Genomic DNA, 22,564 nt, shown 5'->3' with positions numbered 1-22,564 from the left:
ACTCACTCCTCCATCACCAAGATGATTCCATCATATCAAACCGGTAAATCAAAAATCGCTCATGAAGATTCTTCAGCGGGAGTCGAACGGTCTGTACATATTGAAAAGGCGTCTCGTCGTTCAAATAATGGAGGTATTCATCCGCCGGATAATATAGAATCACGTCGACCGGACGAGGGACCGTTTCAACAGATTCGATAATGTTGGCAATCACTTGGCGGAAGACGTTCACCGAGAACGGATTAAAGAAGTAGAATCGATTCGCATCCGGTGGAATCATGAATCCCTCCGCGAATCCCTGTTCCAATTGAACACTTCCCCGATTACGATGTTTCTTCGTATAGCTCATCCAATTTTGAAGTGCCTCCTCATGAAATCCACCGTCCATCTCGACACCAATCGCCCTCACACGAAACGTATACGCTAAATAGAACGGCAGACGTCCTTTTCCCGAACCGAAATCCACGATGGTATCTGTGGACTCTAACGGATACGCATCCCGAAGCAAATCGAGTGCTTCGTAAGGAGTCGGTTCATAACGGTGATATTCGGCTGAGGACGGGAATCCTTGCTGAGGTTTGGCCGTCTCGATTTGTAACAGTTGCTCATACTGCTGTTCGTTCATGATGAACCTCTTTCTTGAATGGATTGAAAGAATGGATGTCGCTCCATTTCTCTCGTGAACGACGTCTGTTCTTGATAGGCGACATACAACAGATAAATCGGAACTACTATTTTGAACCAACTCGGGAGAAGAATCACGCTCGTGATCCCAAGCGGAATAAGTCGAAACCATAAATTCCGATGACTCGGCGTTCTAAAGTACATAAGGAGTGCCATCGTCCGTCTGACGGTGCCGAAGCGATTCGGTCTCGGTCGATACAGGGGACGTTTCCGCTCACTCGTCTTCTCGATGGCTCCTGACGTCGTCAACAGGACACGATCGAATGAGGCACGCTCACGTTCTCCGATTTCAATTTCTCGACCGACACTCGGATGTTTCGACACCCATCCTTCCCCTACGTATAACGCAAATGTGACCATGATGCTTCCGATTAACACACTAAGCAATATCGACTCAATCAATAACGCATACACACCTACAAAAGCAAGGAGTACGATTAAAAATCGCTTCATGAGATGGGCGTGTCGGAGACGTAGATGATACTGGACCCATGCGTGACACCAAGCGAGTAGAAAAAGTGCAGCCCCAAACGCGAGAATCTCGCCCACGTCCCTTCCTTTTACGTATAGAATCGGTGCAAGCAACAGCAGATAGCATCCATATTGAATCACGTGTTGCGTAAGTTGATACCCAACCGAATACCTTTTTAAATCCCGAATCATGCTCCGGTTTGACACAAGGATGAGATCGGCACGCTCAATCCAGACAAACATACGGTCTTGCCACATAAACCATCCAATCAGAAGTGCCCAGAGAAAATAAGGGATGTCACCTAACCAGGGGAAGTTCCCTTCCCAGACTTGCCAGTAGGAATAGCCTGCCCATATGAGAAGAGGAAGGACACCGTATAAAAAAATCGTCCAGTCGACAATCAATCGGACCGTCTTCCATTGCTGTTTTATGTACCGGGAGACACGCATCCAAAACAATCGTTTCGCAATCATCGCATCGCCACATCTTCCATCATGTCAAACAAGGTCATCCCCTCTGTATCGAGCGCTTCACGAATCTCCACTTTCGTCCCACTCGCGAGCAGTTGTCCATCATCAATCCATACGAATCGGTCGCATAATCGCTCGGCCGTATCAAGAACGTGTGTGACTAATAAGACACTTGCCCCCCTCGTACGCTCCGCTTCTAACAGTCGAAGTAACTGAATCGTCGTCGTCGCATCCAATCCGATAAATGGTTCATCGACAATCAATACCCGCGCTTCTTGAATGAGCGCCAATAGAATCATCGCCTTCTGTTTCATCCCTTTTGAAAAAGAGGAGAGATACCGATCGGTCACATGCTCTAACCGGAATAGCTGTAGCAACTCCTCCGTTTTTTCTGTGGAATCGATTCCCGTTAATTCTTGGACGAGTGCGATATGTTCAGATAGCGTCAAATAATCATAGTAGACCGGTTGTTCCGGGATAAACGCATAGCGTTCCATCTCGACCGTTCCCTTCATCCAAGGAATCGTTCCGGTAAGACAGGCGATGGTAGTCGTTTTTCCCGCACCATTCGACCCAATCACCCCTAAAATCTCACCTGCCCGTACATCAAACGAAATGTCTTGGATGACGGGCTCGTTTATCTCGTATCCTGCTTGTTCAATTTTCACATCCACGATGGGTCCTCCTTACGAAAAAGTCGCCATCGCGGCGACTTTTACTTCACAATATTGACCGATGAAAACACAAATTTATCGTATCGATGACGGGCAAACGAATACTCGAACGGTTTCCCGTTACTTAAATAGACCACTTGCTCGACTTCGATAATCGGTTCAGTGATATCATTCTTCAAGTAAGCTTGATCATACTCATCCGGTTTATCTGCTCGAATCACTTTATGCGAGCTTGTAATCGTATAACCCAGATCTTCTTGAATATACGCGTACACGGATTTTTCCAAAATTTCACGTGTGATTCCTGTAATGAGGTTAGCAACCATGTACGTCAATTCGATGACATACGGCTCATCGTCTACGTAACGCACACGACGTATTTCATAGACTGGTTCTGTCAGCTCAATCATGAGATGATTGGCGACTTCCTGACACGGAAACTTCACCTCAAAATTCAGGACTTCACTTCGTAACGAGCGATCTCCGATTACTTGAGTCAGCCCTCTCGTTTCTTTGCTAATCACGTTGATGCGATCTTTTTGGAAGCTCGACTGTAAAATGAATGTTCCTTTGCCACGTTTACGATAAATCAGTCCTTCCATGACGAGAATCTCAAGCGCACGTTTCATCGTCATTCGGCTCACCCCAAACTCTTGGGCCAAATGGATTTCATCAGGTAATGCATGTTCTAGCGGATAAACGTGTTCAATAATTCTTTTACGAATTTCATCAGCAATGGTTTCATATTTCGGTTTTTTCTTAGTAGACATATAGCACCTCATGTATAGACATATATGTACAATATATCAAAAAAAGCTGACAAAGAGTAGTCTTTGTCAGCTTACTTCATTATTCTGTAAAACCATTAGCGTCAATCAACTGTTTAAACCAGTGCCCTGATTTTTTTACAGTACGTTGTTGCGTATCTAAGTCAATGCCTACAAATCCATAGCGATTTTTATAAGCATTGCTCCATGACCAATTGTCCATAAACGTCCAAAGATGATAGCCTTTTACGTTCGAACCGTCTTCAATCGCTTGATGCATCCATTTCAGATGTTCGCGAATGAAATCAATTCGATAATCGTCTTGGACACTTCCGTTCTCGTCACGATAACGCTCTTCACCCTCGACCCCCATTCCATTCTCTGAAATGAAGCAAGGAATATTACCATAGTTTTCTTTTAGATTGATTAATATATCATAGATTCCTTTTTCGTAAATTTCCCATCCACGATATGGATTCATTTTACGTCCAGGCATCTCATAAAAATCAAATAAGTTTTCCGGTAAGAATGGTGCGTCCGGATTCGGCAGTGATGCTTTTGCTTTCACGCGACGCGGCTGGTAATAGTTGATGCCAAGCAGGTCGACTGTATGTTCTCGAATGAGTTCAAGATCGCCTGCTTCCATCTGTGGCATCGCATCTTCAGACTTCAGCACTTCTACTAGTTCTTGAGGGAACGTGCCTAAAACAGATGGATCGAGGAACGAGCGATTGAACATCGCATCAGCAATACGCGCTGCGCTCAAATCAGCTGGGTGCTGACTTCTCGGATATGAGGGTGTCAGATTTAAGATGATCCCGATTTGCCCAGATTGTCCCATGTCACGATACGCTTCGATTGCCTTCGCACTCGATAAGATCGAGTGGTACGCTACTTGGACAGCTCGCTTGAAATCAACAACGTTTGGATAATGAAAATCATATAAATATCCACCCTCTACCGGTACAATCGGTTCATTATGCGTGAACCACTTCTCGACGCGGTCACCAAACAACTCAAAGCATGTCTTCGCAAAGGTGACATATGCCTCCACGACTTCCCGTGATTCCCAACCACCTTGTTCTTGAAGCGCCATCGGCATATCGAAGTGATACAGATTGATGAACGGTTCGATACCATGATCGATTAAGCAATTGATGACATTGTTATAAAATGTGATTGCCTCTTCATTTACTTCCCCGACACCTTTTGGGAAAAGACGTGACCATGAAATGGAGAAACGGAACGTGTTATGCCCGAGTTCTTTCATCAATGCGATATCTTCTTCATACAAATGATAGAAGTTTGAGGCCTCTGTTGCGCTCACGCCATTGAAAAAGCGATTCGGCTCTTGCATGTACCAGTAATCCCAGATGTTCAATCCTTTTCCACCTTCAAAAGCAGCACCTTCCATCTGTGTAGCAGAAGAAGCCGTTCCCCACCAAAAGTCTGTCGGAAATTGATAGGTCTTTTTCTCTTTCATTCGTGTTTGTGTCGGGTTCGTCATCTTTTATCTCTCCCTTATTTCTATTTTCTCTATTTGTTTACACTGCTTCTTGTTTATCTGTTGATTCTTCTAACTCTTTTTTCAAGTTCATGCGGTCGATAAATTTCAAGAACGGGAACCAAATCGCCAAAATAATGAAGAAGTTCACGATTTGAAGAAGACCTCCGGCAAGCGAGTTCGTCGCCATGATACCACTCAAGAACATTGGAACAGTCCATGGAACAGCGACACCCGTTGGTGGTGGGACTAAGCCTGTCGACATCGCGAAATATGTGACCGTTACCGTCACGAGCGGTGCGACAATCCAAGGAATCATGATGAGCGGGTTCATAACGATCGGAAGTCCGAAGATGACCGGCTCGTTTACGTTGAATAGTCCAGGTCCGAGGGATAGTTTCCCGATTTGTTTCAACTGTTTCGATTTCAAGAACAACAAGATGGCCACGACGACAGCAAGTGTAGATCCGGAACCACCAAGCCCTACCGTGTAAATTTCAATGAACTGTTTACTGATAATGTTCGGAACATCTCCAGTCGAGGTATAAGCCGTCAAGTTTTCCACAGATAATGTGTTCCAAATCGGGTCCATCACCGAATTGACGATGACCTGACCGTGGAGTCCGAAGAACCAAAATAGCTGAACGAAGAAGATTGCAATCAACGTTGGAATGAGACCATTCCCTAATGTCACAAGCGGTTGCTGAACGACGTTGAAAATGACGTCATGAAGATTCGTATTGAATAAGTTCGTCACGATGATGTTGAATGTTAAAAATACAGTCAAGGTTAATAATGCAGGAACAAGTGCTGAGAATGATTTCGCAACAGCTGGCGGTACTCCATCCGGCATCTTAATCGTCCAGTTCTTTTGAACGACAAATCGATAAATCTCACCGGACAGGAATCCGGTAATCATCGCAAGAAACATTCCTTTCGCTCCAAGGCGATCCAATGGAAGGACATTCCCGACTGCCTCTGACATACCGTCCACTTCAATCAAGAAAGGCGTTAAGAGAAGGAAAGACACGAGCGAAATCGCTCCTCCGAAGACAGCCTCGACTTGATAACTTTTCGATAGATAATACCCAATACCGAAGACGACAAAGATAGACATAATCCCCATCGTTGCAGATGGTGCGTTTCCGAGTGATGTTTTAAATACACTGAGTGTACTCTCGGACATGAAACGGTCGAGGAACGGCAGGTTTGCAATGACGACGATGATTGACCCAAACATGGTAATCGGGAAAGCGAGCATGAATGCATCTCGCAATACTTGTAAATAGCGACTGTTGTTTAAATAGGTCGCCATCGGCATGAGCAGTTTACTGATCATGTTGAACATCTTATTGTCCTGTGACATATGATTCACCCTTCTTGATTAGGATTTACAATCTTTTGTTCGACCATTTCGACCAAACCCGCTGTCAAATCAAGCATCGTTTGCGTAGACATTAAATGGTCCTCTGCATGAAGAAGCAATAAAGAGACGTCTGTTTTTTCTCCATTCGCTTCTCTTTGGATTTGTGAAAAGTGTGTTTGATGTGCTTCTTTTAATTGTCCACGTGCCTCACCAATCTTTTCTTCGAACGTTTCATAAGAACTCGTTTTATACAGTTGAATCGCTTCCTGAATCGTACTTCTCGCATTGCCACTGTGCAAAATCATCATGAATGCCATTTGCTCCAAGGTTAACTCGTCTACCTGTTCCACGTTGTTCACCCCATTAATTTCATCGCTTGTTCGTATGCAGCTTTTCCATTCGCCGTTCCGTATGCCATCATATCGATTACTTCAATCGGTGTTGATGTTTGCGCTTTCAATTTATCCAACAAGAAACGCATTTGTGGACCAATCAAAATCACATCTGCCTCGTCCATCTCGGTTACGACCTGATCTTGACCGACTGCCCAAATCTTCGCCTCATCCCCGATTGATGTGGCATGATCTTTCATCTTCGTTACGAGTAAACTCGTCGACATCCCTGAACTACACGCTAATAAGATTTTCTTCATGTGTCCTCACTCCTTATTTGAAATCGGTTACAAGTTTTATTATACACATGATTTATTTCATGTCTATACTTGATTTAAACTTTGTTTAGTTTTTAAATTCATAAGTGTATATCAAATTAACAGGAGGACAGAATATGAGCGCTATTCTTTTAAAACCACACTATCAACAGCGACTTTGGGGAGGGGAGCGTCTGAAGCAATTTGGTTTCGATTTCAATGACCCTTCGATCGGTGAAGCTTGGACGGCTTCTGCATTAGAAAAAGGTAGTTCATCCGTTGCTTCCGGACCTTACGTTGGTCTTTCTTTGCGTGAACTCTATCAACAACATCCAGAGTTGTTTCAAATTAAAGCGGACGTGTTTCCGCTACTGATTAAATGGATTGATGCGAACGATGATTTGTCTATTCAAGTTCATCCTGATGATTCGTTAGCGGAACAACTCGAAAACGAATCATATGGAAAAAATGAATGTTGGTATATTCTCGATGCTCCAGCAAATGCGACACTCATTTATGGTCACTCCTATGCCACCTCAGAAGACTTCAACGAAGCGCTTGAAACAGGCGATTTGGAAAACGGCTTGATACGAAAATCGATTCATACCGGTGATTTTTTCTATGTCCCAGCTGGAACGGTCCATGCATTGACAAAAGGGGTATGCGTACTGGAAATTCAACAAAGTTCGGACACAACCTATCGTCTATACGATTACGAGCGACTGGATGTGACGACCGGTCGTCCACGTAAACTTCACGTAGAAAAGGGCATTCTCGCTTCTTTCGTCCCTCACCTTGGATATAGTGAACCAATCCGTCAACTCGATCACTTTCGAACACGTTTGACGAAGAATCCATTTTTCTTTGTGGAAAAATGGCATGTTACAGCGAAAGAAAAGATTTCGACCGACACGTTCCGGTTACTATCTGTCGTGCAAGGAACATTAATCATTGATGAGATGGAAGTACCTACGGGAGGTACACTCCTTCTCCCGGCCAATGAGTCGTTCTTGATTGAGGGAGAAGCGATTTGTCTAGTGACTGGTGTTCCTTCCGATGAAAAACAAGCTGTCCGAATCGGGATTGATTTAGGAGGGACGAACACTCGGATTGCGGCTGTTTCACTCAAAGGTGAAGTACTGAAACAACTCACGTTTAACACGCAGCCTCAACTTCCTTTCGAAGAGGCACTACAATCTATTGAGACTGCGATTCATCAATTCAATGTTGAATTCGATATCCAGCATGTCGGGATTGTGGCTCCCGGTCCACTCGATTGGAAACAAGGGATGTTTTTAACGCCTCCAAACCTCCCGAATTGGCACAATCAAAAAATCGTTGAGCCTTTAACACAGCGCCTCGGCTTTTCTGTCACCCTTGAAAACGATGCGAATGCGGCAGCTCTCGCAGAAGCCAAATTTGGGGCAGGAAAAGGATTCGATGCTGTTTTTTATGTAACAGTCAGCACTGGAATCGGTGGCGGTTATGTCTATAAACATCAAATCATTCGAGGGGCGAACGGCAGTGCCGGTGAAATCGGAAATATGATTATCCGTTCGAACGGACCAGTTCACCCTGTACTGAATCGAGGCTCTCTCGAATCACTCGCAAGTGGTACCGCGCTCATGAGTCGCGCAAGCGAAAAAGGATATACAAACGTCCCTTCGCTATTATCAGATGACGAGTACCGCCATCACTTCGTCGAGGAACTGGCTAGCGGACTAGCTAACATCATTCATACCGTCGATCCTGATGTGATTGTATTAGGAGGCGGCGTCATGATGTCGGCCTCATTATTTTGGAACGAATTACAACAAGCAGTCTCGAATAAAATGTATCCACATGCTAGTGGAAAAACGCGTCTCTGCCTCACTCAATTGTCAGGAGATGCGGGTGTGATCGGCGCTGCCTTTGTCGAAGCATAATGAGGTTTGAAAAAAACGGACATTCACGATGAATGTCCGTTTTTTTCGTATACAGAAATGTGAAATAAATCAACATTATACTTTGCGAATCATCTACAGTTTCTTTTCTAGATTGAGTTAGATTCGTTTACTTTAGCGTGGTAACGTGAAATGATAATGATAACAACTCTTTAAAGTGAGGTGACGGTGTGTCTACCACAGAGCACGAACAAGCGACATCTATTTTGCATCACCTCTTTACCGCCTCTTCTTTTGTCGGAATCGATTTCGGTTCTGGTCCAAACCATCATCTTCTCTATTTCAGTCGTCAAGGACTGGAATCTTGGATCTCCATTGAGGGACCGTGGCATGTCCATGCGACGCAAAATACGTTTGACGAAGGTGAACAACTCGAACAGCTCATGCGCTTAAGAAGAGAGCGCATCCATCAAGTACGCCTCGGTGACGAACACCCCCACCTCGAACTGGAATTTGAATCCGGATCCCTTCTCTTCATCAATGGATATCAAGAACATTTTGAGTGCTGGCAAGCAGGGGACGCGAGACCACTTGGTGGAGACGCCTATCTGTTGGTCGCGATGCCACAAGGGGAGCTCGCAATCTTTGCGGATGGAGACGACGAATGAACACTTGGATGGAAATTATCTTGTATATGTTGATTGCTGGGGGCATTAGTCTCGCGATCATCTTATTGCGAAAAATCACGAAAGCATGAAAAAGCGGCCGAGGCCGCTTTTTCATTTGACTGATTCTTCTTCGTATAAGCTCGCACCTTGTGAACGAATCACCTCTTGATACCAGAAGAACGACTCTTTCCGTTTTCGTTCTAACGTACCGGTACCGTCGTCATGTCGATCCACGTAAATGAAACCATACCGTTTGCTGTACTCACCTGTCGAGGCACTCACTAAATCGATACACCCCCAACTCGTGTATCCCATCACTTCGACTCCATCGTCGATTGCATCCATCATCCCTTTCAAGTGATCACGTAAGTAATCGATGCGATAGTGATCATGAATCGTTCCGTCCGACTCAATTTTGTCATAAGCACCTAGCCCGTTTTCAACGATGAATAATGGGAGCTCATAACGCTCATATAACTTGTTCAAGATGACGCGGAGTCCTGTCGGATCAATTTCCCATCCCCAGTCACTCGCTTGTAAGTATGGATTCTTGACCCCGCTCATAATATTACCTTCCGCCTCATCCTGACCTTTTTCAGCCTTTTCAGTGCGCGACATGTAGTAACTGAGTGAGAAGAAATCGACAGTATTCTCTTTGAGGATATCAAGGTCGCCATCTTCCATGGCGAGTTCAATGCCATTGTCTCGGAAGAATCGTTTCGCAAAGCTCGGATATTTGCCGCGTACATGGACGTCTCCGCAGAAGAAGTTCATCATCCGTTCTGCATCGTGAGCATACCAAACATCATCCGGGTTTGAACTATACGGATAAACCGGAGCCGCAATGAGCATACATCCGATTTGCATCGATGGGTCAATCTCTCTGGCCGCCTTTGTCGCAAGGGCACTTGCGACCAGTTGGTGATGCAATCCTTGATAGGTGAGCTGTAACGTATTCTCTTCTTCCCGAACCGCAATCCCTAGACTGAGCATCGGCATGAACTGTGCCCCGTTGATTTCGTTGAACGTCAACCAGTATTTGACCTTCCCTTTATAACGTTCGAACAAGACACGACTGTATCGTTCAAAGTATGTGACTAAGCGACGGTCTCGCCATCCCCCATAATGCTTCGCAAGATGTAGGGGCATCTCATAGTGGGAGATGGTCACGAGTGGTTCAATGCCTTGGGCGACTAATTCATCGATCACACGATCATAGAATTGGAGTCCCTCCTCATTCGGTTCCACTTCATCTCCGTTCGGGAAAATTCGTGACCACGCAATTGACATGCGGAACGTCTTGAATCCCATTTCCTTAAAGAGGGCAATATCTTCTTTATAACGATGATAGAAGTCGATTCCTTCATGGTTCGGGTATGAATACTCTTCATGTAATTCAAAATCAAACGTCGGATCATGGATAATCTTCATTCGCTGTTTTCCGCCTGGCATCACGTCAGCAATCGAAAGTCCTTTCCCACCTTCTTGATAACCACCTTCTAACTGATTGGCCGCAGTAGCCCCGCCCCATAGAAATTCACTTGATACTTGTTTCATATTGTCTCCTCCTTTGTTATACAATGACACGCAATACGCCATGATTGGCTTCAACCACACCTGTGTAAACCGGTAAGACATCGAGATAATGTTCGGTGTTTGTCACGATAATCGGGGTGATGGTGTCATACCCTTCACGAGCGATGGCATCTATATCGAATCGGACGAGCAGTTCTCCTTCTGTCACTTTCTGACCGTCCGTAACGACCGTTTCAAAATACTGTCCATTTAGCTTGACCGTATCTAATCCAATGTGAATCAATACTTCCACACCTGTATCAGATCGAAGACCGATTGCATGCTTCGATGGATAGACCGTGACGATTTCTCCGTCAAACGGTGCATATACCGCGCCTTCTGAAGGCATAATCGCAATCCCTTTCCCCATCGCCCCGCTTGAGAACACTTCATCACGAACCATTTCAAGCGACACGACTTCTCCTTTCAATGGAGCCGATACAGGAAAGCCGACTTGTTCAGAGATTGATTGTACAACCACTTTTTCTGTCGACTCGACGGCCGTTGCTTCTTTGTGGAAGACCATCGTCAAGACGAGAGCGACTACTGTTGCAACCGCCATTCCGATAAATGCTCCATAGAAGGCTAAATCGACACCCGTTGGAGGAATCATGACTGGGATGCTAAAGATTCCGAGGCCTCCCATCGCATAAGCCGCCGTACCGAACAAACCTACTACGACACCACCAGCCGCTCCACCCACAACCCCAAACACAAATGGTTTTTTACGGGGAAGCGTCAAGCCATAGATAGCCGGCTCCGTAATTCCAAACACACCTGCAATCGTGGAAGATGTTCCTAACCCTTTCACTTTCGGGTTTTTGGCTTTTAAGGTAATCGCTAGAACTGCCCCTACTTGACCGAACGTGGCCATCAATACACCGACAACAATCGTATCCGTACCAACAACCGATAAGTTATTGATGATAATTGGTACAAGTCCCCAATGGAGACCGAACATGACTAGCACTTGCCAGAACGCACCGATGAACGCGATGGCGATGGTTGGGCTCAACTCATACAAGAACGAGTAACCATTCGCTAAACCTTGACTCGCATACGTCGCAACCGGTCCAATTGCTAAAAACGTCAACGGGACAACGAGTAACAACGCCATCATCGGTGTTGTGAAGTTTCGTACAGCTTCATGCGTATGACGGTTAAAGAATGTTTCGACTTTTGAAGAAACGTATGTCGCCAAAATAATCGGGATAACCGAAGACGCATAACTCATTAAGACGACAGGCACATTGAGGAACGTCAAGGCCTCCCCGCCTCCTTGAATGGCCACAATCGATGGATAGACAAGCGCCCCACCGATAATCATCCCAATATACGGGTTCCCACCAAATTTCTTAGCCGCCGAATGTCCTAAGATCACGGGCAGGAAGTAAAATAGTGCATCCGCCGCGGCATTCAAGACGACATATGTGCCCATTTTTTCTGTCAATAATCCAAACGCGACAAGGATGGCGAGTAACCCTTTCAACAGACCACTACCTGCCATCGGTCCGAGAATCGGCGTAAAGATTCCAGCAATCACATCAATCAATCGGTTGAATACTCCTGATTTTTCTTCATCATCAGTCGAAGATGTCTGGAAACCACCAACATCTACAACCTCTTTGTAGACGTATGGTACATTGTTCCCGATGACGACTTGAAATTGTCCTCCACTTTGAACGACCGTGATGATGCCATCTTGTTCCTTCAGCGTAGTCGCATTTGCCTTTGATTCATCTTTTAATTTGAAACGCAGTCGTGTCGCACAGTGAAAGACACTTTTGACGTTATCTTTCCCACCGACATGCTGCACAATCGTCTCTGCCAGTTGTTTATATTGGTCCATCTTGTTCACTCCTCATGTTTTTGGATAAAAAGAAAAACCTAAATCACTACACAAATAAAGGTGTAGTCATTTAGGTTTGGCCTGCGTCATCAGTAACCATCCTTAGGATCGACGTTCTTTCATTAAGTTTTCGATATGAATCATCATATACAGCCGTTCGTCCATCGATACATCATAACGATATTTCGTCGCGATCAATCCAGCGATTTTTTCAACGCATTCGAACGCTTCCGGATATCTCTGCTTCACCATCAAGAACAAGGTTTCGTCACCTGTGGACTTGACCTTTTCCCCCGATGCGAGGCGCTGCACAAAGTACTTTAAATGAGTCAAAAATCGAGAATAGGCGTATGACTCTTCATCCAGCTCGATTTGAAAATGATACGTGATAATGGTCAAAATGGCTTGGGTGGCTTTTGTCATCTCCGTTACGAGATGCAGGTTTTCACCTTTCACGCCAGACATCGTCGCATTGACGAGATGTAAGGCAATCGCAACGGCCTCATCTTCATCCAGGTTGACCTCGTGTTGCGCATTGATCAATTTTACCGCTTCTTTGCCGACAGCGAACTCCGGAGCATAAAATCGTTTCACTTCCCAAACGAGAGGGTTACGAATCTGGATTCCATCCTGATACCGACTAAGCGCGAAATGAAGGTGGTCCGCTAGCGTCACGTAGAGCGAATCATGAATAGGTTGTTTTAATCGCTCTTCGGCTAATCTGACAATCTGTTTCACCGTCTCCATCTCATCCGTCGGCATTTCATTTAAAAAGTGAACGAAACGCTCATAGCTTTCTTTACTCTCGAGCGTAAAGATTTTTTCGATTCGCGTCTGGTCAATCGGATCGCCTGGCCGTTTTTGAAATGCAATCCCGCGCCCCATCACGACCTGTTCTTGACCGTTCGCATCAATTGCTACGACGTTATTATTGAACACTTTTGAAATCTGCATGGTCTCCTCACCTCACTCTCATTCGACTGAACTAAAAAGAAAAAAACCTAAATTCACACCAACGTCCAACATACAGTCGTGGCGTCAATTTAGGTTTTGCCTGCATCACCAGTAACAATCCTAAAGTGGATTTTCTTCTTTTCGATATAAGCATACTCCCTATAAATCTTGACGTCAACATAAAAAGTAAACCGCTTACATCGTGACCGTTTTTTACTCTTCAAACAAGATTCGCTGCATCCGTTCCGGTGCCTGTAAATAGTCACGCATCACCCTCACGTGCTCGAGGTCGTCAAACGACGTCGGGGAGAGTCCCGTTTCCACTTGTAAAATCATCGCACCCGGATACGACATCAAGATGGGTGAATGACTCGCGATGATAAATTGACTCCCGGACTGGACAAGTTCATGCATGCGTGCGAGCATCGTCAGTTGGCGCATCGGAGACAATGCGGCCTCCGGCTCATCCAAAATGTAAAGCCCTTCTCCACGAAATCGGTGCAACATGAGGGAGAGAAACGCTTCCCCATGCGACTGCTCATGAAGAGAACGTCCGCCGTATGATTCATAAAACCGCTCAGGATCTCGTCCTAATTTCGCCATCTCATCCACATAACTCGACAGCTGGTATGCCGTCTCGGCGCGTAAGAAAAAGCCATCCTTTGGTCGATACGGCCCTCGAATCGGACGAAGCGCTTCATACAAGGAACTATGCGTCGACTCTGTTTCAAATTGGAAGGACGGCGCCCCGCCTTCCGGATTAAATCCGGCCGCCACCGCCATCCCTTCAATCAACGTCGATTTCCCACTCCCGTTCTCTCCAACAAGAAACGTGACAGGATGATGAAACGTCAGTTCATCGAGTGTCTGAAAGATTGGTAACGAGTACGGATAACCCGTTGAATGAATGCGTTCCCTCTCTAACCGTACCCCTCGTAAAAATAAAGTCATGTCCATCCGATCCAAAACGTCGCCCCCTTATCTGAATCGACCCCGTAAGAAAGTCCTTGTGCGTCAAGAAGTAATTTCGTGATAGCGAGACCTAAACCATGGCCGTTGGAGCGATCTCCTTTCACATACATATCCCATATCGCATGCTGAATGGAAGGATCAACCCCGTTTCCTTCGTCGGTCACTTCTAATCGCTTCGAGGTTAGAGTGATGGTGATTCTTCCCCCGACAGGGCTCGCCTCATACGCATTGCTTATGAAATTCGAGAGCACTCGTTCCATCGCCAATCGATCAGCTTGGATTGATACCGTTTCGAGTCGGAGGTCGAGTGTCACGTCTTTTTGTCGGAACCACTCAGACATGCGTGGCGTCAATCGACGAACCAATTCATCCAGTTGAATCGATTCCATTTCAAGTGGAATCGAACCTGCGGACAATTTAGAGTATTCGAGCATCTGATTGACGAGTCGGTCAATCCGGTCCACTTCCTCGGTAATGCTTTTACCGGTTGTGGCTATCTCTGTTTCATGGACGACACCGAGCTCTAATAGTTCCGCCTCGTTTCGAACGATAGCGAGCGGTGTACGCACATCGTGTGTGACCCCAGAGATAAATGATTTTTGAAGTGCCTCTTTTTCTTGAAGTGATGTGTTCATCTGTCCGACGGTGACGGTCAAATCCCCAATCTCATCGTTCGTCACGCTCGGCAAGCTAATATCGTGTCGCCCCTCCATAATGGATGCGGTCGCTTGTTTCAACTCGACGAGCGGTTGCGTGAGCCGACGACTCATCCAATACGTGACAGCGATTGCGACAAGTAGGGCCAGAATAAATCCACCCGCTAAGATGAGGTAGATTTGCTGGAATTGTGGATTTGAAAACGGAACGGGACTATACGTCACGATTTGAATGTCCCCTTCTTCTTTCAGATACGTCAAGAAGCGGGTACCATTTACACCCACTTCGTCCTGAATCGCTAAATCATTCGGATCGAGGTTGATTGGCATCATGCGATGCATCCGTCCGCCTCGTTCGAACTCGATACGCTGCCCATTTTGAAATACAAGCACGTCAAGTTGCCCCGGGATTCCACGGTCCTCTTGAATGGCTTCATACACAATCGCCGCCTCGCGCTCCAATTGTGCGTACGTCTCCTCTTCTGCGAAGCGTCCAATCAATAATGACGTGAGTCCGAATGTTAAAAGTGCCATCACTGCAAGTGGTAGAATGGCCGTCCAAAGTAACTTCTTCATTAATCGATTCATGACAGTCCCTCTAATCGATAACCGACCCGGTGCACCGTCTTCAACTGTTCTTTCAAGGTCGGCGATTTGTCACGCAGTTGTTTAATATGGGTGTCGACCGTTCGTGTATCTCCGACGAATGCGTAGTCCCACACCTCATCGAGCAAACGGTTCCGGTCTAACGCCTCTCCGACATGTTTCCAAAGATACAGTAACAACTCATACTCTTTGTTCGTCAATCGAAGCGGATGTCCGTTCTCTTGTACCATTCTCGATTTGACGTCGATGGTGAGCGCCCCAAATTGAATCATATCGGTTTGTTTGACGAGACGTTTCAGTCGAATCTCCAACTCTTTTAAAACGATGGGTTTGACTAAATAATCGTCTGCGCCAAGTTCCAATCCGAACACGCGATCATCCGCCTCACCACGAGCCGTCGTCAGGATAATAGCAGGTGCGGGCTGTTGCGCTTTTAATGTCGGAATCAAGGTCCAACCTTCTCCGTCAGGGAGTCGAACATCCAATAAAACTGCGTCAAACCGTTGATGCAACTGTTGTTTCGCCTCACTCAAAGTCATCGCCACGGTCACCTCAAATCCGGAATATGTTAAAAAGCGGGACATGCCGTCCGCCAGTTTTAGTTCATCTTCCACAACGAGTACGTTCATCTCATATCGCCTCCACATCCATTATATCGTACCCATCAAACGTCCCACCGTTTCCCAAAGACAATTTGCAGAAATCTTGCAACTCCCTCACAACTTCCGAAGCGTTCAGTCCTACACTTGAAGTAACAAAGGAGGAGATACACATGAAATCAACAAAACTAGCAATCGCCTTAGCCGGTCTATTGGCCGTCTCAGGCACAGGCGTATATGCCGCGACGAATGACACGACGACTGATGAATCGACAACGACAGCATCCACACAATGCGAACGTGGTGAACGAGGTCCTGGTATGTTCGGTGACCGAGAAGCAGGGCATGCCGCTCTCATCGAAGCGCTCGGTTTAACGCAAGAAGAAGTGGATGTGGCTCGCGAAAACGGACAATCTCTCCCTGAACTCGCAGAAGAAAAAGGGATTTCAATTGAAGCGTTCATCGACGCGATCATGACGTCGCATGAAGAAAAACTCGCAACCGCTGTGGAAGAAGGAAACTTGACGCAAGAAGACGCGGATCAAATCCTTGCGGACCACGAAGAACGGTTTGCCGATGTGACAAGTTACGATGACTTGGAAGATATTCGTGGTATGCGCGGTGGACGTGAAGGTGGTCGCCATGGTCACGGTCCACACCATGACGACTCAACTTCTTCAGATGACGATGCTTCAACAGAAAGCGACAGCAACGTAGAAAATCAAAGCAATAGCTTATAAGTCAAAAGGGCAGCCACTTGCGGTGGCCGCCCTTTCTAAATGAATCTAGACATTTTATTTCCGGTTAGATTGCTCTTGTTTCTTCCTTTCCCGAATCTCTTTCTCTACTCGTCGTAACGCTTTCTTTGATCCTCGAGCAAAGTCGTGGGTTTCCTTACGTTCCTGATACGTCGTGAATAATGTATCTAAATCATAGTCAGCCGGATAGAGTTCTGTTGCACGTGCCTCAAGACGAACGCGGCGGCTCGGCAACTCTACATATTCCACATCTACGAACACTCGGACATGTCGACGCGATGCATCAAACGAATAGACAAGACCGACTTGATTCGTCTCTAACAAGCGGACACGGTCACCTTTTTCAAAATGCTCTGTTTCTTCAAGCGGGGCCATCTCCACTTCTCGCGTAATTTTAGAATCATCGACTTTCGTAATATCATACGTTTTCTCGTTCATATAACGGGATGCCTGTTTCAAAATCGATTCCGGCAGCCTCATCTTACGGGCGATAAAAAGAGCGTTGCTGTCGCCAGACTGCCCCATGAGCAGCCGATATTTCGGTTCGAGCGTTTCCGGATCAAACTGCATCGCAGCGTTCATGAAATCTGGGTGGGCTTCAGAATAGGATTTGATTTCACCATAATGCGTCGACGCCACAACGATTGCGCCCCGTTTATATGCCGCTTCCAAGATGGCAATTGCAAGAGCCGCCCCTTCATTCGGTTCCGTCCCGCTCCCAATCTCATCGAATAACAAGAGCGATCGTTTTCCAGCGGTCTGCATGATATTCGCCACATTGTACATGTGTGCAGAGAATGTACTGAGTGCCGATTCCAAGTCTTGATTATCTCCGATATCGACGAACACTTCATCGAACGTCGAAATGATCGTATCGGTGTGAGCTGGGATATGCAGTCCCGTCATCGTCATGAGACTAAGGAGTCCAATCGTTTTCAAGACGACCGTCTTCCCTCCGGCGTTCGGTCCGGTGATGATCAAGCCGCGATAGTCTGTACCGATGGCAAAGTCGAGTGGAACGGCGCTTTCTAAAAGTGGATGACGTACTTGCTTCAATCGGATGCGACCGCTCGCATTGACGTGTGGTGTCACCCCATCAATCGACTGACTGTACTTCCCTTTGGCGAAGACCATATCGTACTGGGCGATGACATCGAGCGTCGATTCGATGTCAGGAAGGACTTCTGTCACCGCTCCCGTCAACGTCGCTAGCACTTGATACACCTCTACCGCTTCTTCTGTACGCTTGACGACAAGTTCAGCGTTTAACTTCGCGATCGCTTCCGGTTCGATAAAGACCGTCGTCCCACGATTCGATGTATCCACAATCGTCCCTGCCACTTTATGCTTATAGGAAGCTTTGATTGGGATGGTGAAGCGATCCTGTTTTTTCGTGACGAATCCGTCTTGGATCATCTCGCGATTGGCGGCGCTCTTTAAGAACTTGTTCAATCGTTCCTCGATTCGTCCTTCTAAAATGTCAACTTGCTTCCGAATCCGCTTCAACTCTTTTGATGCTTCATCGACGACCTGTCCGGCTCGAATCGATTGTGTGATGTCTTCTTCTAACGTCCGCCACTCGCCCATTCCTGTAGCATAAGCCGAAAGAAGCGGTGCAAAGAATTCATGCTCGAGCATGAATCGCTTCAACTTGCGTGCCCCTCGTAAAAACTCGGCGACCGCTTCAAGCTCTGTTGCCTCGAGTTGGATGCCTCGTTGCAGTTTTCCGATAATGGTCTCCATGTCAGACACACCGATGAACGGGACGTGTGACGTCGCATCTAAAATCGCTCGGGCTTCGGATGTTTCTTGCAGGCGCTTCTTCACCGTCGTAATGTGGCTCGTAGGGCGTTGCTGTCTGAGTAATCGTCTCCCGAATCCGCTGATGCAGAAGCGTTCTACTTTCATCATCAATTCGTTGTATTGTAATTTTTCAAATGTTTGTTCGTTCATGTTTCTCTCTCCTCAAATGATAGAATCGAGATACCGCGCAAACAAAAAAGCGTCGGTCGATGACGACCAACGCAAAAAGACAGACGGGTGTCTGGCAGTTTTTGATGGGCGGTATCTGTAACGGAACATGACGGCATGACAAAAAGACGTGTCATCCGACATTTTTCAGTTCGTTAGGCAGATACAACCTCACTCATCAACATGCAACACCTTTCTTACTTAGATTCGCCCTTACTATACAATAGATTCGTTCTCTTGTAAAATTTTTAGAGAACGCTTTCAAAAAAGACTTGTGTCTCAAACCAACACATGTTATGTTGAACGTGAAGAAACGAATAGTGATCACATGTGACTGATTCGATCAGGCATGGGGTAAGACGTACGGTGCATGCCACCCGTCTATACTCCATGCCTGTTTTGTTTTTCGGTGTTTTGTTTCAAGAAAGGATGTAGTAGACATGCTATGGAATAAGTTAATGAATCGACACAAACCGACACTGCACTCACCAATGGAAGGAGACGTCATTCCACTCGAACAAGTTGCGGACCCGGTCTTTAGTGAAAAAATGATGGGCGATGGCATTGCCATCACACCAACAGACGGCGCCGTCGTCTCACCGGCTGATGGAGAGATTGTACAAATCGCTCCAACAAAGCACGCCATCGGCATTCGGACCGAGGATGGGGCTGAGATTTTGATACACGTCGGACTCGATACCGTTGAACTCGAAGGTCGACCGTTTGATCTTCAAGTAGATGTGGGCGACCACGTCAAGACGGGACAGCTGTTACTCACAGCAGACTTGGCGCAAATTCATCAAGCTGGTAAAGACACGGTCACGCCAATGGTCGTGACAAATGGTGGCGCACTTGCCCATCATTACGCCTTCACGTTCACGAAGGAAGCTGTTCCGGGCAAGACGATTGTCGCCCGAGTGGAAGCGTGACTCCGGAATAAGGAGGACACATGATTAAAATCAAAAAGATTCTAAACAACAATGCGGTCATCGTCTCAGACGAGGGTGAAGAAAAGATTGCGATTGGTCCTGGCGTCGCGTTTAAAAAAGCGAAGAACGACATCGTCAATCCCCATAAAATCGAAAAGTTGTTCATCATGCCAGAGAATGACAAGTTCCAACAGTTATTGAGCCGGATTCCCGTTGAACACTTCACCGTTTCCGAGGACATTATCTCTTATGCGGAAAAACGTCTCGAGACATCGTTCAACGAACATATCCACATTGTCTTGACCGACCACATCTCGTTCGCCATCGAGCGGGAAATGGATGGCATCTCATTACGCAACAAACTGTTGAACGAGATTAAAATCCTCTATCGGAATGAATATGAGATTGGACTATGGGCGATTGAGCATATCGCTGAAAAGCTCAACGTCCAAATGCCGAAAGACGAAGCTGCGTTCATCGCGCTTCATATTCATACGATGAAAGTGAAAGGAGGTGATTTACGCAAGACGGTCAAACAGACAACAATTGTCCGCGACATGATTCAATCGATTTCACGACGACTCGATGTATCCATTGAAGAAGATGACTTATCCTACCAACGATTATTAACTCATTTACGGTTCGTCATGGATCGGGTCAACCATTACGATCATCATACGATTGATGAAGACATGCTCCGCATGATTCAGACGAAGTTCACGTCTGCCTATGCGTGTGCATCAGATGTCGCAAAAGAAATGGAAGAGACCTATGGCATCGTCTTGCCCGAGTCAGAACTTGGTTATATTACGCTTCACATCCAACGTCTACAAGATCAACACCATCAAAAAGGAGGAAATCAACAATGATGAACTTTTTCCAACGTCTCGGACGTTCCCTCATGTTACCGGTCGCCGTACTACCGGCTGCTGCCATTCTCATGGGGATTGGTTATTGGATTGACCCAGTCGGCTGGGGATCTGAAAACATTGCCGCTGCATTCTTAATTAAGGCAGGGGCCGCTATTATTGATAACATCCCAATTCTGTTCGCAGTCGGGGTCGCGCTCGGAATGGCTAAGAACCGTGACGGTTCAGCAGCACTAAGTGGACTCGTTGCCTTCTTGACGGTCACAACGCTTCTCTCCGCAGGAACGGTAGCATTGTTCCAAGGAATCGACGTAGAAGCCGTCAACCCGGCATTCGGTAAGATTGGGAATGCTTTTGTCGGGATTCTATCCGGTCTCGTCGCCGCTTCCATGTATAACCGCTTCAGTCAAGTCAAATTGCCAGATGCTCTCGCCTTCTTTAGTGGGAAGCGTCTCGTACCAATCATGACAGCCTTCTCGATGATTCTTGTATCGGTCGCTCTTTACTTCATCTGGCCGGTCGTCTATACAGGTCTCGTCGGTTTCGGTGAATCGATTTCAAAACTTGGCGCATTCGGTGCCGGACTTTACGGATTCTTTAACCGCCTCTTGATTCCAACCGGCCTTCACCACGCCCTCAACTCTGTATTCTGGTTCGACGTCGCAGGAATCAACGACATCGGAAACTTCTGGTCAGGTCAAGGTGAAAAAGGTGTAACGGGGATGTACCAAGCAGGTTACTTCCCAATCATGATGTTCGGTCTCCCGGCCGCAGCACTCGCGATGTACCACACAGCGAAAACGAAACGGAAAAAACAAGCCGCTTCACTTCTTCTCGCAGCGGCATTCGCTTCATTCTTCACAGGTGTAACAGAACCGCTCGAGTTCTCATTCATGTTCCTCGCTCCTGTTCTTTACCTTGTACACGCAGTCCTTACAGGAATTTCGCTCTTCGTTGCAGCAACGTTCCAATGGACAGCTGGCTTTGGATTCAGCGCAGGCTTGGTCGACTTTATCTTGAGCTCACGCTTGCCGCTTGCGAACCAACCGTACATGCTCATCGTTCAAGGTCTCGTGTTCGCAGTCATTTATTACGTCATCTTCCGCTTTATGATTGTGAAGCTCAACTTGGCGACGCCAGGCCGTGAACCAGATGAAGTCGTCGATGCGGTTGCAAGTGAGACGGCAGACGGTGAAGCGAAAGTCGCTCCGGTCGCATCAGCTTCAGGTAGCGAATACTCAGCAATGGCACATATGATTTATGACGGTCTTGGCGGTGACAGCAACGTCACAGGCATCGAGTCGTGCATCACACGCCTACGCGTCGATGTCAAAGACATGGATACGGTCAACCAAGATCAAATCAAAAAAGCCGGTATTCCGGGAATCAAAGTCGTCAGTCCAAACCATATTCAAGTCATTGTCGGCACAAACGTTCAGTTCGTCCTCGATGAGATTGAAAAAATCCGTAGCCACCGCGCCGGATAAACGTCGAAAGCCACCTCATTCAGGTGGCTTTTCTTGTTTGGCTGTATATTGTTTATAAAATTGAATGAAATAGTAGAGGAAGATCCACGGTAAGATGTACTGTGTGAGCCACATGAAAACCTTAAGTACTGTATGTACAATATATGGCCCTAGCCCAAATAAAAATAATGCGACTAGTAAAGCGCCGCCTAAACCTATGTAT

At 46.4% G+C, this 22,564-nt stretch carries 21 protein-coding genes; 6 read left to right on the top strand and 15 right to left on the bottom strand.

Annotated features, from left to right (window positions below; genetic code table 11):
* Positions 1-13 precede the first annotated feature (13 nt).
* The 8 genes from F3H97_RS14190 to F3H97_RS14155 all read right to left on the bottom strand — a co-directional run bounded on the left by F3H97_RS14190 (position 14) and on the right by F3H97_RS14155 (position 6,589).
* Positions 14-625 carry a class I SAM-dependent methyltransferase gene (locus F3H97_RS14190; protein ID WP_078146064.1) on the bottom strand — a complete coding sequence of 204 codons (612 nt, stop codon included), beginning with the start codon at positions 623-625 and terminating at the stop codon, positions 14-16.
* Positions 622-1,629 (bottom strand): ABC transporter permease, encoded by a 1,008-nt coding sequence (locus F3H97_RS14185; RefSeq protein ID WP_196431732.1) that lies wholly within the window; start codon positions 1,627-1,629, stop codon positions 622-624. Before F3H97_RS14185 ends, F3H97_RS14190 begins: the two co-directional genes overlap by 4 nt.
* The gene (locus F3H97_RS14180) at positions 1,626-2,300 is read right to left on the bottom strand and encodes an ABC transporter ATP-binding protein (protein WP_078146062.1); all 675 of its coding nucleotides are present in this window, start codon (positions 2,298-2,300) and stop codon (positions 1,626-1,628) included. The genes F3H97_RS14185 and F3H97_RS14180 overlap by 4 nt, the downstream gene beginning before the upstream one ends.
* A gap of 41 nt (positions 2,301-2,341) precedes the next feature.
* On the bottom strand, positions 2,342-3,070 hold the full coding sequence (locus F3H97_RS14175; RefSeq protein WP_074035076.1) for a GntR family transcriptional regulator: 729 nt from the start codon (positions 3,068-3,070) through the stop codon (positions 2,342-2,344).
* 79 nt (positions 3,071-3,149) lie between these two features.
* Positions 3,150-4,574, bottom strand: a complete 1,425-nt coding sequence (locus tag F3H97_RS14170) for a glycoside hydrolase family 1 protein (RefSeq protein ID WP_370568597.1) — start codon at positions 4,572-4,574, stop codon at positions 3,150-3,152.
* A 37-nt stretch (positions 4,575-4,611) separates the two neighbouring features.
* Positions 4,612-5,919, bottom strand: a complete 1,308-nt coding sequence (gene celB, locus F3H97_RS14165; protein WP_041918122.1) for a PTS cellobiose transporter subunit IIC — start codon at positions 5,917-5,919, stop codon at positions 4,612-4,614.
* Between the two features lie 23 nt (positions 5,920-5,942).
* The gene (locus F3H97_RS14160) at positions 5,943-6,287 is read right to left on the bottom strand and encodes a PTS sugar transporter subunit IIA (protein ID WP_370568596.1); all 345 of its coding nucleotides are present in this window, start codon (positions 6,285-6,287) and stop codon (positions 5,943-5,945) included.
* Positions 6,288-6,292: 5 nt separating this feature from the next.
* The gene (locus F3H97_RS14155; RefSeq protein ID WP_015880368.1) at positions 6,293-6,589 is read right to left on the bottom strand and encodes a PTS sugar transporter subunit IIB; all 297 of its coding nucleotides are present in this window, start codon (positions 6,587-6,589) and stop codon (positions 6,293-6,295) included.
* Positions 6,590-6,723: 134 nt separating this feature from the next.
* On the opposite strand from F3H97_RS14155, the gene F3H97_RS14150 reads away from it, so the two are divergent.
* Positions 6,724-8,511, top strand: coding sequence for a type I phosphomannose isomerase catalytic subunit (locus F3H97_RS14150; RefSeq protein WP_196431730.1), 1,788 nt, complete (start codon positions 6,724-6,726; stop codon positions 8,509-8,511).
* A gap of 188 nt (positions 8,512-8,699) precedes the next feature.
* The gene (locus F3H97_RS14145) at positions 8,700-9,137 is read left to right on the top strand and encodes a hypothetical protein (protein WP_047795794.1); all 438 of its coding nucleotides are present in this window, start codon (positions 8,700-8,702) and stop codon (positions 9,135-9,137) included.
* A 111-nt stretch (positions 9,138-9,248) separates the two neighbouring features.
* Here the strand turns inward: F3H97_RS14145 and F3H97_RS14140 are convergent, their stop codons facing one another.
* From F3H97_RS14140 to F3H97_RS14115, 6 genes are all read right to left on the bottom strand, one after another.
* A complete protein-coding gene (locus F3H97_RS14140; protein WP_196431729.1) occupies positions 9,249-10,694 on the bottom strand; it encodes a glycoside hydrolase family 1 protein in 1,446 nt (481 codons plus the stop codon).
* A 16-nt stretch (positions 10,695-10,710) separates the two neighbouring features.
* The gene (locus F3H97_RS14135; protein ID WP_196431728.1) at positions 10,711-12,561 is read right to left on the bottom strand and encodes a beta-glucoside-specific PTS transporter subunit IIABC; all 1,851 of its coding nucleotides are present in this window, start codon (positions 12,559-12,561) and stop codon (positions 10,711-10,713) included.
* Between the two features lie 102 nt (positions 12,562-12,663).
* On the bottom strand, positions 12,664-13,515 hold the full coding sequence (gene licT, locus F3H97_RS14130; protein ID WP_074035086.1) for a BglG family transcription antiterminator LicT: 852 nt from the start codon (positions 13,513-13,515) through the stop codon (positions 12,664-12,666).
* 213 nt (positions 13,516-13,728) lie between these two features.
* Positions 13,729-14,472 (bottom strand): AAA family ATPase, encoded by a 744-nt coding sequence (locus tag F3H97_RS14125; protein WP_196431878.1) that lies wholly within the window; start codon positions 14,470-14,472, stop codon positions 13,729-13,731.
* Positions 14,463-15,731, bottom strand: a complete 1,269-nt coding sequence (locus tag F3H97_RS14120; RefSeq protein ID WP_196431727.1) for a sensor histidine kinase — start codon at positions 15,729-15,731, stop codon at positions 14,463-14,465. Before F3H97_RS14120 ends, F3H97_RS14125 begins: the two co-directional genes overlap by 10 nt.
* Positions 15,728-16,378, bottom strand: coding sequence for a response regulator transcription factor (locus tag F3H97_RS14115; RefSeq protein ID WP_196431726.1), 651 nt, complete (start codon positions 16,376-16,378; stop codon positions 15,728-15,730). Before F3H97_RS14115 ends, F3H97_RS14120 begins: the two co-directional genes overlap by 4 nt.
* A gap of 143 nt (positions 16,379-16,521) precedes the next feature.
* Here F3H97_RS14115 and F3H97_RS14110 point away from each other — a divergent pair, with 143 nt between their 5' ends.
* The gene (locus F3H97_RS14110) at positions 16,522-17,088 is read left to right on the top strand and encodes a hypothetical protein (RefSeq protein ID WP_078146056.1); all 567 of its coding nucleotides are present in this window, start codon (positions 16,522-16,524) and stop codon (positions 17,086-17,088) included.
* A gap of 54 nt (positions 17,089-17,142) precedes the next feature.
* Here the strand turns inward: F3H97_RS14110 and F3H97_RS14105 are convergent, their stop codons facing one another.
* On the bottom strand, positions 17,143-19,059 hold the full coding sequence (locus F3H97_RS14105; RefSeq protein ID WP_196431725.1) for an endonuclease MutS2: 1,917 nt from the start codon (positions 19,057-19,059) through the stop codon (positions 17,143-17,145).
* A 458-nt stretch (positions 19,060-19,517) separates the two neighbouring features.
* Here F3H97_RS14105 and F3H97_RS14100 point away from each other — a divergent pair, with 458 nt between their 5' ends.
* The 3 genes from F3H97_RS14100 to nagE are packed head-to-tail and all read left to right on the top strand — an operon-like array spanning position 19,518 to position 22,362.
* Positions 19,518-20,006, top strand: a complete 489-nt coding sequence (locus tag F3H97_RS14100; RefSeq protein ID WP_015880356.1) for a PTS sugar transporter subunit IIA — start codon at positions 19,518-19,520, stop codon at positions 20,004-20,006.
* 20 nt (positions 20,007-20,026) lie between these two features.
* A complete protein-coding gene (locus F3H97_RS14095) occupies positions 20,027-20,875 on the top strand; it encodes a PRD domain-containing protein (RefSeq protein ID WP_015880355.1) in 849 nt (282 codons plus the stop codon).
* A complete protein-coding gene (gene nagE, locus F3H97_RS14090; protein WP_015880354.1) occupies positions 20,872-22,362 on the top strand; it encodes an N-acetylglucosamine-specific PTS transporter subunit IIBC in 1,491 nt (496 codons plus the stop codon). Before F3H97_RS14095 ends, nagE begins: the two co-directional genes overlap by 4 nt.
* Positions 22,363-22,564: the final 202 nt, after the last annotated feature.

It is taken from the genome of Exiguobacterium sp. SRB7LM, assembly GCF_015712685.1.
In the GTDB taxonomy this organism is placed as follows: Bacteria; Bacillota; Bacilli; order Exiguobacteriales; family Exiguobacteriaceae; genus Exiguobacterium; species Exiguobacterium profundum.
The sequence above is the reverse complement of the archived record's forward strand: the minus strand, read 5'-3'. Positions and strand labels throughout refer to the sequence as shown.

Coding starts and splice junctions, on each gene's coding strand:
- F3H97_RS14115 (WP_196431726.1), bottom strand. CDS start 16,378: ATGAACGTACTCGTTGTGGAAGATGAACTAAAACTGGCGGACGGCATG.
- nagE (WP_015880354.1), top strand. CDS start 20,872: ATGATGAACTTTTTCCAACGTCTCGGACGTTCCCTCATGTTACCGGTC.
- F3H97_RS14120 (WP_196431727.1), bottom strand. CDS start 15,731: ATGAATCGATTAATGAAGAAGTTACTTTGGACGGCCATTCTACCACTT.
- F3H97_RS14095 (WP_015880355.1), top strand. CDS start 20,027: ATGATTAAAATCAAAAAGATTCTAAACAACAATGCGGTCATCGTCTCA.
- F3H97_RS14140 (WP_196431729.1), bottom strand. CDS start 10,694: ATGAAACAAGTATCAAGTGAATTTCTATGGGGCGGGGCTACTGCGGCC.
- F3H97_RS14170 (WP_370568597.1), bottom strand. CDS start 4,574: ATGACGAACCCGACACAAACACGAATGAAAGAGAAAAAGACCTATCAA.
- F3H97_RS14125 (WP_196431878.1), bottom strand. CDS start 14,472: ATGGACATGACTTTATTTTTACGAGGGGTACGGTTAGAGAGGGAACGC.
- F3H97_RS14150 (WP_196431730.1), top strand. CDS start 6,724: ATGAGCGCTATTCTTTTAAAACCACACTATCAACAGCGACTTTGGGGA.
- F3H97_RS14190 (WP_078146064.1), bottom strand. CDS start 625: ATGAACGAACAGCAGTATGAGCAACTGTTACAAATCGAGACGGCCAAA.
- F3H97_RS14100 (WP_015880356.1), top strand. CDS start 19,518: ATGCTATGGAATAAGTTAATGAATCGACACAAACCGACACTGCACTCA.
- F3H97_RS14110 (WP_078146056.1), top strand. CDS start 16,522: ATGAAATCAACAAAACTAGCAATCGCCTTAGCCGGTCTATTGGCCGTC.
- F3H97_RS14135 (WP_196431728.1), bottom strand. CDS start 12,561: ATGGACCAATATAAACAACTGGCAGAGACGATTGTGCAGCATGTCGGT.
- celB (WP_041918122.1), bottom strand. CDS start 5,919: ATGTTCAACATGATCAGTAAACTGCTCATGCCGATGGCGACCTATTTA.
- F3H97_RS14105 (WP_196431725.1), bottom strand. CDS start 19,059: ATGAACGAACAAACATTTGAAAAATTACAATACAACGAATTGATGATG.
- F3H97_RS14175 (WP_074035076.1), bottom strand. CDS start 3,070: ATGTCTACTAAGAAAAAACCGAAATATGAAACCATTGCTGATGAAATT.
- F3H97_RS14155 (WP_015880368.1), bottom strand. CDS start 6,589: ATGAAGAAAATCTTATTAGCGTGTAGTTCAGGGATGTCGACGAGTTTA.
- licT (WP_074035086.1), bottom strand. CDS start 13,515: ATGCAGATTTCAAAAGTGTTCAATAATAACGTCGTAGCAATTGATGCG.
- F3H97_RS14185 (WP_196431732.1), bottom strand. CDS start 1,629: ATGATTGCGAAACGATTGTTTTGGATGCGTGTCTCCCGGTACATAAAA.